Genomic DNA, 14656 nt, shown 5'->3' with positions numbered 1-14656 from the left:
ATTACATGTTCAAGTTTTTGACGACGACGGCCATCGTGGCGGTGGCTGCGATTCCCGTTGCCGCCGGTGCGCAGGCGCAGGCGGCAAGCGTCGCGTTCGACATCAAGGCGTCCGACACGGCGACCGCACTCAACGCGTTCGCGCGTCAGGCCGGCGTGCATGTCAGCTTTCCCTACGATGCCGTCGCCAACCGGCGTTCGACAGCGCTGCACGGTCGGTTCACGCGTGGCGAGGCGCTGCGCCGTCTGATCGCGGGGCAGGGGCTGACGATCGCCGAGGAAACCCCCTCGATGATATCGCTGAAGGTCACCCCGGTCGAAACGCCGCAGGACTCCACCGACGCTGCGACCACCAGTACGCCCGGACAGGATATCGTCGTGCTCGGCCAGGGCGAGTCCCGCCAGGTCCAGACGGTGTCCGCCAAGGCGATGGCGAAGCTGACCGGCGGCTCGTCCCCGCTGCGCTCGCTCGGCCGGTTGCCTGGCGTGAACTTCGACTCCTCCGACGCGCACGGCACGTATGAGGCGGCGACGCAGCTCTCGATCCGCGGTTTTCTCACCGACCAGATGGGCTTCACGCTCGACGGCGTGCCGCTCGGCAACATGCAGTACCGCAACAACAACGGCCTTTCGATCAACCGCGCGCTGCTCAGCGAGAACAACGGCGCCGCGACGCTCTCGCAGGGGAGCGGCGCGCTCGGCACAGCCTCGACCAGCAACATCGGCGGCACGGTCGATTTCACCTCGATCGACCCCACCGACAAATTCGGCATCGATCTCGAGCAAAGCTACGGCAGCGCCAATTCGTGGCGCAGTTTCGGGCGGGTCAACAGCGGCGAGCTGCCGTGGGGCGGGCGGCTGGCGGTGTCCTACGCGCATGATCGTCAGGGCAAGTGGCGCGGCTGGGGCAAGCAGGTGCAGGACCAGATCAACGCGAAATACGTCCAGCCGCTCGGCGACGCGGTCAAGTCCACCACGTTCCTCAACCTGATCGATCGACGCGAGGACGATTACAACGACGTCTCGCTCGCCCGGCTAAAGACCTATGGCTACAGGTTCGACAACATCCGCGATTTCGCGCTGGCCGAGCAACTCGCGACGATCGTCCAGAACGGCGGCACCCCGCCGGCACCGTTCGCCGCCGCCGACGACACGATCTACCAGGGCGGCGGCGTACGCCGCGATCTGCTGGCGTACGAGAAGCTCGACTATGCGCTCGGGGCCCGGCTCAGCGGTTTCACGACCGGCTATATCCATCTCGACAAGGGGATCGGCACTTATGCGAGCCCCTATGACCCGACGCCCGCCGCATTTGGCGGATCGCCCGTCTCGGTGTCCGCGCTCCGCTACGCGATCAACCGGAAAGGCGTGATCTCGCGGCTCAAGTTCGCTGCCGGCGATCACAAGATCGAGGGGGGCATCTGGTACGAACGCAATGCCTTCGATCAGGGTTCGTATCTCTACGGCCTGCAAAAGGGCGTCGCGCCGAGCGAGTTCCAGAAATTCTACACCAACCCGTTCAAGACCAATTTCTACAACGAATACGTCACGAACACCGTCCAGCTCGACATCAGCGACACGTGGCAGGCGACCGACGCGCTGCGGCTCAACGCGGGCGTCAAGGGCGTGGTGTCGACCAACCGCGCGCACAGCGTCGTCAGCACCAAGCCGATCGACGGCTCGATCCAGGCGAAGAACTGGTTCCTGCCCACCGTCGGCGCGCTCTATACGCTGGACGGCAACAACGAGCTGTTCGCCGATTACACGCGCAACATGGCGGCGTTCGTCGCGTCCACCTCCAGCGGCCCGTTCTCGAGCAGTTCGCAGGCCGGGTTCGATTTCATCCGGAGCAACCTTAAGCCTGAGATGACCAACACGTTCGAGGCCGGTTATCGCTTCCACGATCGTGATCTTCAGCTCTCGCTGACCGGCTATTACGTGAAGTTCTCCAACCGCCTGCTCGCCTCGTCGATCAGCGCGACCATCGTCGGCAACCAGAACGTGCTCCAGAACGTCGGCGGCGTCTCGTCGCGGGGCGCCGAAGCGGCCGCCAACTGGAAGTTCGCGCGCGGCTGGTCGCTCTACGGCAGCTATGCGTATAACGATGCGACCTATGACGACGATGTCCAGCCGCTCGGCGGCGCGGTCGTCGCCACCAAGGGCAAGCAGGTCGTGGCGTCACCCAGAAATGTCGGCACTGCCGAGCTCAACTACGACGACGGCACGATCTGGGGCGGGGTCAACGCGCATTATCGCAGCGCCCGCTATTACAGCTATCTCAACGACGCGAAGCTGCCCGGCGCAGTTAACGTCAACCTGTCGGCAGGCTATCGGTTCAGCCGCATGTTCGACGTCCAGTTCAACCTGACGAACGTGTTCGACAAGAAATACATCGCCTCGACCGGGACAGCCGGGTTCGTCACCTCCGATCCGAACGGCACGTACACGACGCTCCAAACCGCCGCACCGCGCCAGGTGTTCGGCACCGTCCGCGTCCACTTTTGAGCGTCGCCGCGTATCGGGAATGCCCCCTCTTCCTCCTGTCGACAGGTGCCCCATGGAACGCCGCAATCTCCTGAAGCTCGCGCTTGGCGCGCCGCTCGTTCCCTTGGCAGCCCGGGCTGCGGCGACCGAGCCGGTACGTGGCGGCGACAGCTTCAGCTTCGCGTTCGTGGGCGATTGTCACATCCGGCCGGAATTGGGCGCGGATCGCGCCTGCGCGCGGTGCTTCGAACAGATATCCGCATCACCCGTCGATTTCGTGATCCAGGGCGGCGACCATGTCGAGGATGCGCTCGAAACGGGGCGGGAACGCGCGACGCTGCTGATGGATCTCTATCAGCGCACCGAACGCGCGCATCTGCGCAAGCCGATCCATCACGTCATCGGCAATCACGACTGCCTGGGCGTCTTCCCCAAGAGCGGTATCGATCCGTCGGCGCCCGATTACGGCAAGCAGTTCTATATCGATCGGTTCGGGCCACGCTATTACGCGTTCGATCACAAGGGCGTGCATTTCGTCGTGCTGGACTCGATCGGTTTGACCGCCGACCGCAATTACGAAGGCCGCGTCGACGCCTCTCAGTTGGCATGGCTGCGCGCCGATCTCGCTGCGCAACCCAAGGGCACGCGGATGGTCGTGGTGACGCACATCCCGCTCGTCACCGCGATGCGATGCTACGAGCCCGAATCCTGGCTCGACACCCCGCACAACTGGACGTTCGTCGTCAACGGCCGGGAGATTCTACGCATCCTGCGCGGCTATGACGTGCTGGCGGTGCTCCAGGCGCACAGCCACGTCTACGAGCGGATCGAGCTCGACGGGGTCTCGTTCATCACGACCGGCGCGGTTGCCGGTGCCGACTGGCACGGCTCGTTCCTCGGCACGCCCGAGGGCTATACCGACATCACGATTGCCGGCCGCAAGGTGGAAAGCCGGTACAGGACCTATGGCTTCACCAGTGTCGATCGACAGGATGTGCCGATCTGAGTCGACCGTGCGGAAGGCTACGCGGACTGGGGCCGGCCGTAAGCCGTAGGGCAGGGCGCGTCCGCCGTAACCGGACGCTTGGGTTAGTGTCGCACCAGTCGTCAGCGTGATCGACCGTCAGCGTGATCGACCGTCAGCGTGATCGACGGAGAAGGCGTATTCAGTCGAGGCCGGCCTTGTCCGGCGTCCAGTAATTTCGCGCGACGATCCTGTTCGAAGGCACGCCCAGGGATGCGAGCCTGTGCCGCAAGCGCTGCACGGTGTTGGCTTTGCCGGCCAGAACGAATGTGCATTCCGCTGCGAGCGCGGGCAGGCCTTGCTCGATACGGGTGATATGACCGTCATCGGGTTCGCGCGCGATCAGTTCGAAACCAAGGAGCGCTAAATCGTCGAGAACGGTGCGGCAGGCATCGATGTCATCGACCTCGAAGCCACCGACGAACCACGCCATGGGATCGCGTCGTACCAGCGTCGTCGATTTAGTGAATGCTCAGGCTGCTGCCGACCTCTTGCGCTCTGAAATCATTTCCGCTGCAATCTGGGATGCTTCCTCGTGTGACGAGACCAGCTTCAAAGGATAGCCCCAGAACTTGGCGAAGGCCACGCTGAAGGGTTTGAAGGCCAATCGCTTGATGGCACTGGGCTCGATCACGATCATTGCCAGCACGAGCGAACGAAGTTCCGCCTTGTGCTTCTTCATCCACAGCGAGGTGCGTTTCTTCTCTTCCTGACTATGTTCATGCTCCTCGTTTGGAGCAGAGTCGGTCAGGATCACGAACGGTGTACCGCGCTTCAGATTCGCCTCGAATGCCTCGAAGTCCTTATCGTGGTCGTGATCGGGGCCTTCGTCGTAACTTATCCAGACGAGCGGAAATTTCGTGCTGTCGAAAGGCATGTTTCGTCTCCTTGCAATGCTTTCAATGCAAGCGGATGTGCCGCCACGACATGACCAGCGCGATTGCGGCGGGGAGCGTGACGGCGAGCAGTTCCAAGGCAACGAGATGGCCGCCGTCGCGCAGGCCATCCGATACGCCGCCAAGCGTACTCATGGCGGAAACACCACCACCGATGACGAGCATTGCCCAGTCGGTTTCGCGCTTTCCGGCAAGCGCAAGCACTGGAGGGACGACCCAGGCACCGTAGAAAATGGATACTGCCCACAATGCGGTGGGGCCGAACGTGATAGCCTTCATCGTTCTGCCGCTGCCGACATAGCCGTTCAGGTAGGAGAAGCATTGGATCGTGACGAAGAGTGCGGCGTCGACCGCTGGGACGAGCCACGCAAGTGCGAGTTCAACTGGCTGCTTTCTGATCACGTCGACATTCCCATCCGGAGGCGCTTGGTGGGACTGCTGAATGCTGCCCGTCTCGAAGAGGCGTGCGATCTTGATCGCCGCTTCTCCCGTCCGTTCGAACGGCATATGGCGATTAACAGATGGCGTCATTGCGCAATCCGGCCATGATATGTTTTGATCCGGCCGAACCCTCAGATTGCCGAGTCTCTTGATGCATATCGATGTCCGCAGTGACTGGCTTTCCTATGTCGATCAGGTTCCTCGGGCCCTTGTCGCGGCCAACACCGTCACCAGTCTCGATGCCCTGGAGCAATCGTCGCGGCACCAGCATCAAAAAGCGCAGTTGCTCCTGACCGTCCGTGGCGTCATCAATTGCGAGGTGGAAGACGCCGTCTGGATCGTGCCACCACAATGCGCCGTGTGGATTCCCGGCGGGCTGCCCCACACTGCTTTCGGCTCGGGCGAAGTGGAGTGCATATCCCTTTTCATCGAGCCACCTGCAGCTCTGGCCCTGCCGAGCAAATGCTGCACGATCACCGTATCGCCGTTGCTGCGTCATTTGCTGATGCGGGCGAATGAACTGGCCGAGCGCTATGATGTCGATGGTCCAGACGGCCGGATCGTGGCGGTTATTCTCGATGAGTTGGCTGCCGCGCCGGTCGAGGACCTCCGCCTTCCGATTCCCAGCGATCCGCGTTTGAGGAAACTCACCGATCTATTGATCGCGGCGCCGGCGGATCATGCCACCGTCGCACAATGGGCCTCGCGGATCGCGCTCAGCGAGCGCAGTCTGAGCCGTATGCTGGCGGAAGAGGTCGGCATGAGTTTCGGCCGCTGGCGGCGACAGTTGCATATCGTCCTTGCCTTGCGGCATCTGAGTGCCGGTCAAACGGTCCAGGCCGTCGCAATGGATCTAGGCTATGAAAGCGCCAGCAGCTTCGTGACCATGTTTCGAAAGATGGTTGGCAAGCCACCAAGCCGCTATCTGCTCGATCGACTTCGGCCTGCACCCCTCGATCATGGCCAACGATAGGCACTGCCGGAGTTTATCGACGATCGCCATACAGCCCATGCTCCGGCGGATCGCCGTCCGGTATACGTTGCGTACACGCTCAAATTTCTTGCTGATCACCGGCTCGGACGCTTGCCCGAGGTCTAAGTTCAACGCGTGAGGGCGGTCTCCGCGCCGAAAAAGCGGGTTCGAACGCGCGCAATCGGAGCATGGATGAACGGCTGGTTTCGGTGAGAGGCGGGGCCGGCCCGAATGTCGCTTCGTGGATCAGATAGCGGGAACCCGCTAGATCGACGCGAGACATTCATGATGTCCCGCTCTCGCGCCGGATCAGATTGGCGGCTTCGGCCTCTCCCGACTTCTGATCGGTTTCACGCGCCGCGATATCGTCGGCGAGCAACATCAACTGGTGGCCGGTGGTCGATCCATTCGACGCGTCTTCCGCAACCCGCAGGCCTGAGCCTTTCGCGATCGCGCGGTCCCAGTCGGTACGGACCGCTGCCCAATAGTCCTTCGTCTTCGCCCAATACGCGTCGGCCGCCGCGACTGCGAAGTCGGTCGCGGGGGTGTAGGTGTTGATGACGTATTCGTGGACGTACGTGGCGGGCCTGCCGTCCTTGAGGCCGATCTTGGCGTTGTCCTGCTCGTGGACCCAGCCGGCGGGGGTGAGCACGTGGCGGTTGCTGCCGATATAGTGATCATAGGGCGGATTGCGGGTCGCATCGCGGCGCGCGAGCGGGCGGCGGGTCTCGTCGCTGGTCCACCGCGTCGCGCCATCGTCGTAGCGCCAGCGACCGACGCCGCCATAGCGCGGGGAATCGTCGGTCTGCCACACCGTCTGCGACCATGCGCCGCGCCGTTCGGTTTCCGACAGCGGCCTTAGCGTCCAGCGGCCTGCCGCGGTGTAGACGAGCACAGTCGCGGGCTGCCACGTCCAGTCCTGTCGCCAGTGCTTGATCACCATCGTCTTGGCGTTGCCGTCGGTGACGACCAGTAGATGCTGGAGCACGACATGGTCGGGCGTATCGACGATCGCGCGAACGACCTCGTGCCCACCGCTGAGCTTGGCGGGGTAGGGCGTGTAGCCCGCCACCAGCGGTGTGGTCTCGCGCATGTCGAACGTCACCTTGAACGTGCCGGCCATCGCCAGGATCGACGCGTGATCGCGGGCCTGGTCGCCGTAGACGGCCTGCGTTTGCGCCGACGCGATCGTGGGCACGACGGGGAGCACAGCCAGCGTCAGCCCGGTCGCGAGGAGAAGGGAACGGAACATCAGGAGCCTCACAGGTTGAGCGAGAAGGAGAGCCCGGCGTTGCGGCCGGGTTGCGAATAGGCGTCGCGGACGACCGAGGTCGAGGTCAGTCCGCGGACGTCGCTCCACCAGAAATACTTCTTGTCGGTGATGTTGAAGATCCCCGCGCGCAGCGTCGCGTGATCCATCACGCGCAGCGACGCGGTGGCGTCGAGGATCCAGAAGCCCGACGGCGTGAAGCAACTGGTGGCCGCCGTGTTGCAGCTGTTGTTGGTGTCGCCGACCTTCTTGCCCGCCGAATGCGTCGCGACGACCTCGGCGCGGAACGGCCCGGCCTCGGGTTGGTAGAAGATGCCGGCAACGACCTTGACGGGTTCGATGCTGTCGAGCGGCTGCGTACCGGCGACGCCGGTCGTTCGCATCGTGCCCTTGGCGTAGGACGCGGCGGCGCGGACCCCGACGCCGATCGGGAGGCGCGCCTCGCCGCGGGCCTCGACTCCCTCGATCTTGACGCGGCCGCGGTTGATATACTGGTACACCGCCGGGTCCGCCGCGGTGAAGGCGCCGCTGACCTGGACCTGGTCGATGAAGTTACGGAAGCGGCTGCTGAACGCGGTCCCGCTCAGCGACCAGCCGGTGCCGCTCAACCGGATGCCGCCTTCGACGCTGCTGCTCGTCTCGGGTTTGAGGTCGGGATTGGGAACCGAGCGGTAATTCTGCGTGATGTTGGCGAAGCCGTTGTTGATCTGGTTCGGCTCGGGCGGCTTGAAGCCCTGCGCATAGTTGGCGAACAGCCGGACGCCCTCGTTCAGCTTGGCGACCGCACCGATCCGCGGCGTCACCTTCGATCCGTTCTGCTCGCGCGGTACGAAGGTCGTGAACAGCGGATCGTTCTGTGGGTTCAGCTTGTAGTGATCGTGACGGATCGACGGGAACAGCGTCAGTAGCCCGTCTGCGATGGCAATCTCGTCCTGCGCGAACACGCCGACCAGCGTGTAGTCGGTCGTCGGGAAGGCACGGGTCGGATAAACCTCGCCCGCAGGCGCGACGGTGCCGTCTCGCACACCCGTCTGGCGGGTGTGCGAGTAGTCGGCGCCATAGGCGAACAGGTGAGTCAACGGCCCGGTCGCGGCGCGGCTTTCGAGTTGCAGCGTGCCGCCGTACACCTCGTTGTCGAAGCGGTTGATGCGCGTGCGATCGGCGGCGGTGTTGCGGTCCTCTGCCCCGGCCTGGAGCGTGAGGCTCTTCTGGTAATAGCCTGCCGCGCGGATACCGCTGACGAAGCCGGCGCCGATGTAGCGATAGTCGAGCGTGCCGCGGTTGCGCTCGGTCGTGTCGTGCGCAGTGAGCCCGATCACCGACGTCGCTGCGAGTGGAGGCTTGGCGATCGCGCTGAGCACGTCGGTGTCGACCACGGATGAGAAATGCTCGTAGGTCAGGCGTAACCGGCTGGCATCGTTCGGTGCCCAGACGAGGCGGCCGAGCAGCGCGTTGGACTCGATGTCCTGCGGGTTTGCCGTCGTGCGATCGGTGGTCGCGCTGTCGTTGCTGCCCTTGGTCTCGGTTTCGTGCCCGTCGCGACGGGTGTAGGCGACCATCGCCTCAATATCGCCGGTGCGCCCTGCGACCACGAAGCCGTTGGTCCAGCTGTCGTCCGAGGAATCGTAGCTTGAGCGAAGCCCGCCGCCGACGAGCTTGCCGTCGGCGAGGAAATCGCGCGGGTCCTTGGTGATGAAGCTGACCGCGCCCGCGACCCCGTCGCTGCCGTAGAGTGCGGAGGCGGGGCCGCGTAAGATCTCGACCGATTTGAGAAGGTCTAGATCGACGTAATCGCCGCGGCCCACAGACTGTGCGCCGAAGCTGAACGCGTCGGGGACGCGGACGCCGTCGACGGTGATCAGCACGCGGTTGCCCTCGAGCCCGCGGATGTTGAACCCGCTGTCACGGTCGCGCCCGGTCGACGATCCGGCGGCGGTGAAGCGCGACGGCGCGCGGCGGACGGTTACGCCTGGCTCGTAGCGCACCAGATCCTTGATGTCGGAAATGAAGCGATCCTCGATCGTCTTCGCGTCGATCACCGACACGGTGGCGGGAACGTCCTCCACCGCCTTTTCGGTGCGCGTTGCGGTGACGGTGATGACCTTGTCCTGCCCATCCGGATCGGCGGCGGGCACGGTGGCAGTCGGCTTATCGGCCGCCGAAGCAGGAGTAACTTCGGCGAGAACTGGCTTTGCAGCTGCAGGGCCGGCGGCGCCGATCATCAGGGCAATCGGCGAGATGCCCGCCAGTAATTTGGTCAATGTCATGTTCGTTGTCCCCACAGTCTGGCGGCTTGCTAGTGCGAATCATTCTCGTTATCAAGTGGTGTCGAAAAGGAGCATCGCGATGACGAAGATCAGGGGAAATTGGCGGACGGCACAAGCGACCGGGGCGCTCGCCCCCGCCATAGCCACTGTACTCGCCCTCGTGTCGGGGCCTTCGGCGGCGCACATGCCGTATGTGCTGCCGAGCGTGTTCGACGCGGCAGGGCGTGATCGTGTCACGCTCCAGGCATCGTTCACAGAGGACGCATTCCGGCCCGAGATTGCGATGAAGGACGCGCCGTTCGAGATCACCGGGCCCGACGGAAAGACCGTCAAGCTGGCCGCACCGACGCTGACCACCGACCAGGCGATCGTCGAGGCCGCGCTACCAGCGGACGGTGTGTACCGGCTGTCGTCCGGACAGCGGATCGGCCGGTTGAGCAAGATGTACCGGACCGGCGAGGCCTGGACGATCGTCGGTGAAGGCAAAACGCCACCGCCCGGCGTGACGTCGGTCGACGTGCGCAGCACGACGCTGGCCGACGCCTATGTGGTGCGCGGCAAGCCCGGCGCTGCGGGGGCGCTGACGGCGCGCGGCAAGGCGCTGGAGATTCATCCACTCGGCGATCCGAGCAGTTATGCGCCGGGTTCAGCGGCGGCGTTCGAAATCCTGTACGAGGGCAAGCCGCTCGCCGGCGAACCCGTGACGTTGTTCCGCGAGGCGGGGTTCTATGACGGCCGCAAGCAGGTCGCCGTGGTGAACAGCGACAAGGCCGGGAAGGTGACGCTGACCCCGTCCGATGCCGGGCGGTACCTGATTCTGGTGCGGCACCGCGCAGCTACGCCGGGCGCGGCGGATGCGTATTCGAGCTTTACCGTGACGCTGGCGTTCGAGGCGATCTGAGGCGACGTCGCTGTCTCCGTATCCTCCCCTTGGCGGGGCAGGATTTCAGGGTGCTGCTATTCGTTTTCTATGGTGGGCTTCACCCCGTTCGGCAGAGCTGGATCTTTGGTCCGCTGCGAGAGAGTAGGAACGGACCCTATTTAATCGGGCTATCTCCGACGTCATCTTGCGCCTCCTTGTTCTCCCGCGAAGGCGGGAGTCCAGTCTGGGTCCCCGCCTTCGCGGGGAAACAAGTTCTACCAGAATAGACACCCATCCGGGGATGTATCGAGAGGCGGCAATTAGTCGCTCAGCATCGCGGATAGACCGGGAGTAAAATATTCTCGGACGGTGCCGTCGATCTCCGTGACGAGCCGAGCGGCGATCCCTTGGTTGTGCGCAAGGTCAAGGCCGTCCGGGCCAAGCACGGTCAGCGCGGTCGCCCAGGCGTCGGCGTCGAGCGCGGTCTGGTGGACCACGCTGGCGGAGACGACGAGCGTTTCGATCGGGCGTCCGGTGCGTGGATCGAGCGTGTGGGCGCCGCGGCGATAGTCGCCTGAGGTCGCTACCGCTTGGCCGTGCAGCGCGATCCGGAGCGGGGGTAGTGTCAGGCCGGGTGGACTTTCGAGGTCGACCCACCAGGGATCGCCGTCGGGCTTGATACCACGACCGACGAGCTCGCCGCCGATTTCGACCAGTGCGTTCGCGATGCCTGCGTCGTGGAGCAGGTCCGCGATAACGTCGACCGCGTGTCCCTTGGCAATCCCCGACAGGTCGAGCGAGGTGCCGCCGGGTTGGCGGAGATGCGCGCCGGTTGCGGCGAACGAGAGCCTGGACCAGCCCGATGTCGCGCGCGCCGTCTCGATTTCGGGAGCGCTGGCCAGACGCGCCACGGGAACGGGGCCGAAACCCCAGGCATCGACGAGCCTGCCGATCGCCGGATCGAACGCACCGTTCGTAAGCTCGGCGATCGCGAGGCCGCGCGTCATGACATGCGCGAAGTCGGGTGGGAGCGTCGTCCAGGTGCCAGGCGCGGACCGGTTGAAGCGGGACAGCATTGAATTCGGTGCCCAGTGGCTCATCTCGGCGACGAGCCCGGCCAGCCGCGCGACGATCGCCGCGCGGATCGACGACGGATCGGTGCCGGCGGGCGCAGCGAAGCGCACGCTCCACGACGTCCCCATCGTCTCGCCGTGCAGATCGAGCACCACCGCCGACGGATCGCGCGCCGCGAACGCCGCGGCGTCGATCGTCGGTGGCAGCGCGATCCTCATGCCGCGATCCTCATGCGGCCAAACTCATGCCGCCAAAACTCATGCCGCCAAACTCATGCTGTGCGCCTCAGGGCGTCAGCACTTCGAGCGTCGTGACGTAGCTCATCCGCCGCTCGGTCGCGCGCGGGCTCGTTGCCTTGGCGTCAGTGAGCGTCGCGTTGAGCCAATACATCCCGGCGGTCGGCCACGAGACGCTCAACACGCCGTCCGCGCCGGTGGTCAGCTCGCGTGCGCCCTCATCGTTGCGATAGCGCTTGCCACCGGGGATCACCGTGACCTTCAGGCCGGCAGCGGGTTTGCCGTCAACCAGGAAACGGAACTTGGCGGTCTCGCCTGCCACCAGTTCGTCCGGGTGCGTGATCGGTTCGAACTCGAGACCCTTGCCGGTCGTCTTGAACACGGTGGTGGTCGGCGCGCCCGCAGTTACGAAGATCTCGTTGCGGCCCGAAACCTCGGTGACCTTCACGTCGGTCGCGTTGGCGGGGATGTCGGCGACGGTCAGCGGGGCAGGCGCGTTCGGCTGGGGCGGACCGCGACGACCGCCGAGGCGCTTTTCGACGCCATCGACCTTGAAGCTGCCCATGACCGCAGACATCTGCGTGCCGATCTTCCACGTGCCGGGCTTGTCGAGCTTGACGTCGAACACCGAGCGATAGCGGCCGGTCGCGCCGTTCTGCAATGCGCCTTCGCTGCCGTCGGGCTGCCAGACCTTCATGCCGTCGAGGCGGAGCGGCTGGTGATCGAAGAAGAACAGGTCGTTCGAGACCGCGGCGTCGACCGTCACCCAGCCATCGGTCCCCGAGAACACCGTGGCCGACGGCAACAGCCACATGCGGTGCGCAGACAGCGCGGCGGGGATCGACAACAGCGCAGCGGCGGCCATCAGGCGTACGGCGAAAGGCTTCATGCTGTGATCCTTAGCGGGCGGAGATGGCGACGGCGCCGAGCTCGGTCTTGCCCGTGGTGCGGGCTCCGGCGGTAAGCGGTACGGACACGAGCTCGCGGCCGCCGGTTTCGCGCGCAGCCTCGACGTTCAGGACATACTGGCCGGGCTTGACGTCGGCGGGAAGCGGGATGGTGTACTGGCCCGGCGTCCGCGTCGCGCCGCTGACGCCGTCGGCGGGCATCGTCATGCTGCGACCGCCCTTGCGCCACCACGCGCGCAGGTCCGCGAGCCATTTGGTGCCGGGATCGTTGCCGCGCTTCTTGAGATCATACCAGACCGCCAGCGTCCGCGGCGCACCGCCGCCGACGGGCTCCAGCCAGACCGCGACATAGGGCTTGTGATATTCCGCGACGCTCAGCCGGTGGATGGTGATCGTGACGGTGCCCGCGGGCGCGGCGCTGGCGGGCAACGACAGCGCAGGCGCGGTGATCGCCCCGCCAAACAAAAGCAACGCGGTAGGACGCATGGCAGAACCCCTCAATGGACGAACAGGATGGCAAGCAGGACGGGAATGGCGAGCCCGGCGGCAACGATCGGCCAGGTCGTCGGCCGATGGCGCGCGTGAAGCTGCAACAGGAGCAGCCCGGTCAACGTGAACACGATGCAGGCGCCGGCGAAGATGTCGATGAACCACGCCCATGCCGCGCCTGCATTCCGCCCCTTGTGGAGGTCGTTCAGGTACGAGATCCAGCCGCGATCAGTTGTCTCCGCGGTGATGCGTCCGGTCGCGCGCTCGATGCTGACCCAGGCGTCGCCACCCGGGCGTGGCAGCGCGACATAGGCGTCGGTGTCGGACCACTCGACCGACTTGCCCGCGGGATCGAGGCCGACCGTGGCCGCGACGCTTTTCGCGACGGGCGCGGGCAGAGGGGTGTCCGGCGTGTGCGGTGCGGTCAGCATGCGGCGCAGCGAGGGGAGCAGCATGCCGCTTTTCTCGACGACCACCGGCTTGGCACCGATCGTCGCCGCATGGTTCAGCGTAATGCCCGTTATCGCGAACAGCAGCATGCCGACCAGCGACAAGGCCGCGCTGATCCAGTGCCAGCTATGGAGCTGCTTCAACCACCAGCTACGCCATTTTTTCCGGTTGCGGCTGACTGATGTGCGGCGAGGTGAAGAGGGAGATTGCGATATCACACCTCCGCCTAACGCCTGTCGAAAGGCGCATCAAGAATAATGCGACTAACTCTCATTATCGATCGCGCGCGCTCGCTATCGCACGCTGAAAAGGACGTCTGCGTGATCGCCGCCTGCGGCAATAAGGCCGGCTATGCGGCCACCGCCTTGGTGAACTCGCTCGGCGAGTGGCCGAACGTCCGCTTGAACGCCGCACTGAACGCGCTTTCAGACTCGTAGCCGACGGCGGGTGCCACGGTCGCGATCGAGACACGCCCGCTCGCCAGCCGATCGGCCGCCAGCATCATCCGCCAGCGGGTCAAATAGTCCATCGCCGGCTCGCCGACCGTTTGCTTGAACCGCACGGCAAAGCTGGACCGCGACATGCCGCCCGTTCGGGCGAGATCGGCAAGCGTCCAGCGCCGGGCGGGGTCTGCATGCATTGCCGAGATCACGGCGCGCATCTGCGTGTCGGCCAGCGCGAACAACCAGCCTGCGCTGTGCGGCGAGCGCTCGGCGAGGTGTAGTCGTAGTGCTTCGATCAGCAGCGTCTGCGCCAGATGCCCCGCCATCAGCGTGCCGCCCGGTTGCGGGTCTCGCAGCTCGCGCATCAACCGCTCGATCAGCCAGCCGAGCGCCGCCTTGGTCGCCTCTGCCCGGATGTGGACGATCGGGGGCAGGATGCCGAGCAACAGGTCGGTGTGGAGCCCGGTGAAGTCGAAGAAGCCGCCAACGCCCGAGCAACTGCCGCCGCCACCGAGGACACCGGTCTCGCCGGCGGGGAACGACGGGAAGAATGCAAAGGCGTCGGTCACCGGCGCGCCGATCGCGCTGTAGAGGCTGAACGCGACGCGGCCGGGAAACAGGATGAAGTCGCCCGCGTGAAGCGCCATCGGCTCGCTTCCGCCTTCCAGTGCGATCCAGCATGTCCCGGTGTCAATCGCGAAGCATTTGACGCCCTCGGCCGGCGGGTAGGCGAGCGCCCAGTCCCCGCCGGCATCCAGGCCTCGAAATCCGTAGCTGCTGGGCTTCAGCAGGGCGAGCACATCCGACAAGGGATCCATTGCGACAATCCTGGACGCTGGC

General features: G+C 65.0%; 14 protein-coding genes. 4 read left to right on the top strand and 10 right to left on the bottom strand.

Translation table 11 applies throughout. The features are described from left to right. Window positions 1-5: 5 nt before the first annotated feature. Window positions 6-2504: a TonB-dependent receptor gene (locus C8J43_RS00230; RefSeq protein WP_133029296.1), complete on the top strand. Its 2499-nt coding sequence runs from the start codon at window positions 6-8 to the stop codon at window positions 2502-2504. Window positions 2505-2556: 52 nt separating this feature from the next. Further along, complete coding sequence (locus C8J43_RS00225; protein ID WP_133029295.1) at window positions 2557-3489, top strand: metallophosphoesterase; 933 nt, start codon at window positions 2557-2559, stop codon at window positions 3487-3489. 160 nt (window positions 3490-3649) lie between these two features. Here C8J43_RS00225 and C8J43_RS00220 read toward each other — a convergent pair whose 3' ends face one another. The 3 genes from C8J43_RS00220 to C8J43_RS00210 are packed head-to-tail and all read right to left on the bottom strand — an operon-like array spanning window position 3650 to window position 4910. Then, window positions 3650-3940: a hypothetical protein gene (locus C8J43_RS00220; RefSeq protein ID WP_133029294.1), complete on the bottom strand. Its 291-nt coding sequence runs from the start codon at window positions 3938-3940 to the stop codon at window positions 3650-3652. 39 nt (window positions 3941-3979) lie between these two features. After that, a complete protein-coding gene (locus tag C8J43_RS00215; protein WP_133029293.1) occupies window positions 3980-4384 on the bottom strand; it encodes a hypothetical protein in 405 nt (134 codons plus the stop codon). A gap of 22 nt (window positions 4385-4406) precedes the next feature. Continuing rightward, complete coding sequence (locus C8J43_RS00210) at window positions 4407-4910, bottom strand: hypothetical protein (RefSeq protein WP_243645345.1); 504 nt, start codon at window positions 4908-4910, stop codon at window positions 4407-4409. Window positions 4911-4995: 85 nt separating this feature from the next. On the opposite strand from C8J43_RS00210, the gene C8J43_RS00205 reads away from it, so the two are divergent. Beyond that, window positions 4996-5817, top strand: a complete 822-nt coding sequence (locus C8J43_RS00205; protein ID WP_133029292.1) for a helix-turn-helix transcriptional regulator — start codon at window positions 4996-4998, stop codon at window positions 5815-5817. Window positions 5818-6100: 283 nt separating this feature from the next. Here C8J43_RS00205 and C8J43_RS00200 read toward each other — a convergent pair whose 3' ends face one another. Both C8J43_RS00200 and C8J43_RS00195 read right to left on the bottom strand, forming a co-directional pair. Beyond that, window positions 6101-7069 (bottom strand): DUF6607 family protein, encoded by a 969-nt coding sequence (locus tag C8J43_RS00200; protein ID WP_133029291.1) that lies wholly within the window; start codon window positions 7067-7069, stop codon window positions 6101-6103. A gap of 8 nt (window positions 7070-7077) precedes the next feature. Further along, window positions 7078-9354: a TonB-dependent hemoglobin/transferrin/lactoferrin family receptor gene (locus C8J43_RS00195; RefSeq protein WP_207893294.1), complete on the bottom strand. Its 2277-nt coding sequence runs from the start codon at window positions 9352-9354 to the stop codon at window positions 7078-7080. A gap of 79 nt (window positions 9355-9433) precedes the next feature. On the opposite strand from C8J43_RS00195, the gene C8J43_RS00190 reads away from it, so the two are divergent. Next, window positions 9434-10255, top strand: a complete 822-nt coding sequence (locus C8J43_RS00190) for a DUF4198 domain-containing protein (RefSeq protein WP_133029290.1) — start codon at window positions 9434-9436, stop codon at window positions 10253-10255. Window positions 10256-10536: 281 nt separating this feature from the next. Here C8J43_RS00190 and C8J43_RS00185 read toward each other — a convergent pair whose 3' ends face one another. The 5 genes from C8J43_RS00185 to C8J43_RS00165 all read right to left on the bottom strand — a co-directional run bounded on the left by C8J43_RS00185 (window position 10537) and on the right by C8J43_RS00165 (window position 14634). After that, the gene (locus C8J43_RS00185; protein ID WP_243645344.1) at window positions 10537-11508 is read right to left on the bottom strand and encodes an FAD:protein FMN transferase; all 972 of its coding nucleotides are present in this window, start codon (window positions 11506-11508) and stop codon (window positions 10537-10539) included. A 67-nt stretch (window positions 11509-11575) separates the two neighbouring features. Continuing rightward, window positions 11576-12415: a DUF4198 domain-containing protein gene (locus C8J43_RS00180; RefSeq protein WP_133029289.1), complete on the bottom strand. Its 840-nt coding sequence runs from the start codon at window positions 12413-12415 to the stop codon at window positions 11576-11578. A 10-nt stretch (window positions 12416-12425) separates the two neighbouring features. After that, on the bottom strand, window positions 12426-12920 hold the full coding sequence (locus C8J43_RS00175) for a DUF2271 domain-containing protein (protein WP_133029288.1): 495 nt from the start codon (window positions 12918-12920) through the stop codon (window positions 12426-12428). Between the two features lie 11 nt (window positions 12921-12931). Further along, window positions 12932-13588 (bottom strand): PepSY-associated TM helix domain-containing protein, encoded by a 657-nt coding sequence (locus C8J43_RS00170; RefSeq protein WP_133029962.1) that lies wholly within the window; start codon window positions 13586-13588, stop codon window positions 12932-12934. Window positions 13589-13722: 134 nt separating this feature from the next. Further along, entirely contained in the window at window positions 13723-14634 is a 912-nt protein-coding gene (locus C8J43_RS00165) for an AraC family transcriptional regulator (RefSeq protein WP_133029287.1), read from the bottom strand. Window positions 14635-14656 lie beyond the last annotated feature (22 nt).

It is taken from the genome of Sphingomonas sp. PP-CE-1G-424 (genome assembly GCF_004341085.1).
GTDB lineage: Bacteria > Pseudomonadota > Alphaproteobacteria > Sphingomonadales > Sphingomonadaceae > Sphingomonas.
This window is presented reverse-complemented; position numbering and strand designations above follow the sequence as displayed.

What these genes read in the sequence shown, in the direction of transcription:
- C8J43_RS00230 (WP_133029296.1), top strand. Translation starts at nt 6, where the DNA reads ATGTTCAAGTTTTTGACGACGACGGCCATCGTGGCGGTGGCTGCGATT.
- C8J43_RS00225 (WP_133029295.1), top strand. Translation starts at nt 2,557, where the DNA reads ATGGAACGCCGCAATCTCCTGAAGCTCGCGCTTGGCGCGCCGCTCGTT.
- C8J43_RS00220 (WP_133029294.1), bottom strand. Translation starts at nt 3,940, where the DNA reads ATGGCGTGGTTCGTCGGTGGCTTCGAGGTCGATGACATCGATGCCTGC.
- C8J43_RS00215 (WP_133029293.1), bottom strand. Translation starts at nt 4,384, where the DNA reads ATGCCTTTCGACAGCACGAAATTTCCGCTCGTCTGGATAAGTTACGAC.
- C8J43_RS00210 (WP_243645345.1), bottom strand. Translation starts at nt 4,910, where the DNA reads ATGCCGTTCGAACGGACGGGAGAAGCGGCGATCAAGATCGCACGCCTC.
- C8J43_RS00205 (WP_133029292.1), top strand. Translation starts at nt 4,996, where the DNA reads ATGCATATCGATGTCCGCAGTGACTGGCTTTCCTATGTCGATCAGGTT.
- C8J43_RS00200 (WP_133029291.1), bottom strand. Translation starts at nt 7,069, where the DNA reads ATGTTCCGTTCCCTTCTCCTCGCGACCGGGCTGACGCTGGCTGTGCTC.
- C8J43_RS00195 (WP_207893294.1), bottom strand. Translation starts at nt 9,354, where the DNA reads ATGACATTGACCAAATTACTGGCGGGCATCTCGCCGATTGCCCTGATG.
- C8J43_RS00190 (WP_133029290.1), top strand. Translation starts at nt 9,434, where the DNA reads ATGACGAAGATCAGGGGAAATTGGCGGACGGCACAAGCGACCGGGGCG.
- C8J43_RS00185 (WP_243645344.1), bottom strand. Translation starts at nt 11,508, where the DNA reads ATGAGGATCGCGCTGCCACCGACGATCGACGCCGCGGCGTTCGCGGCG.
- C8J43_RS00180 (WP_133029289.1), bottom strand. Translation starts at nt 12,415, where the DNA reads ATGAAGCCTTTCGCCGTACGCCTGATGGCCGCCGCTGCGCTGTTGTCG.
- C8J43_RS00175 (WP_133029288.1), bottom strand. Translation starts at nt 12,920, where the DNA reads ATGCGTCCTACCGCGTTGCTTTTGTTTGGCGGGGCGATCACCGCGCCT.
- C8J43_RS00165 (WP_133029287.1), bottom strand. Translation starts at nt 14,634, where the DNA reads ATGGATCCCTTGTCGGATGTGCTCGCCCTGCTGAAGCCCAGCAGCTAC.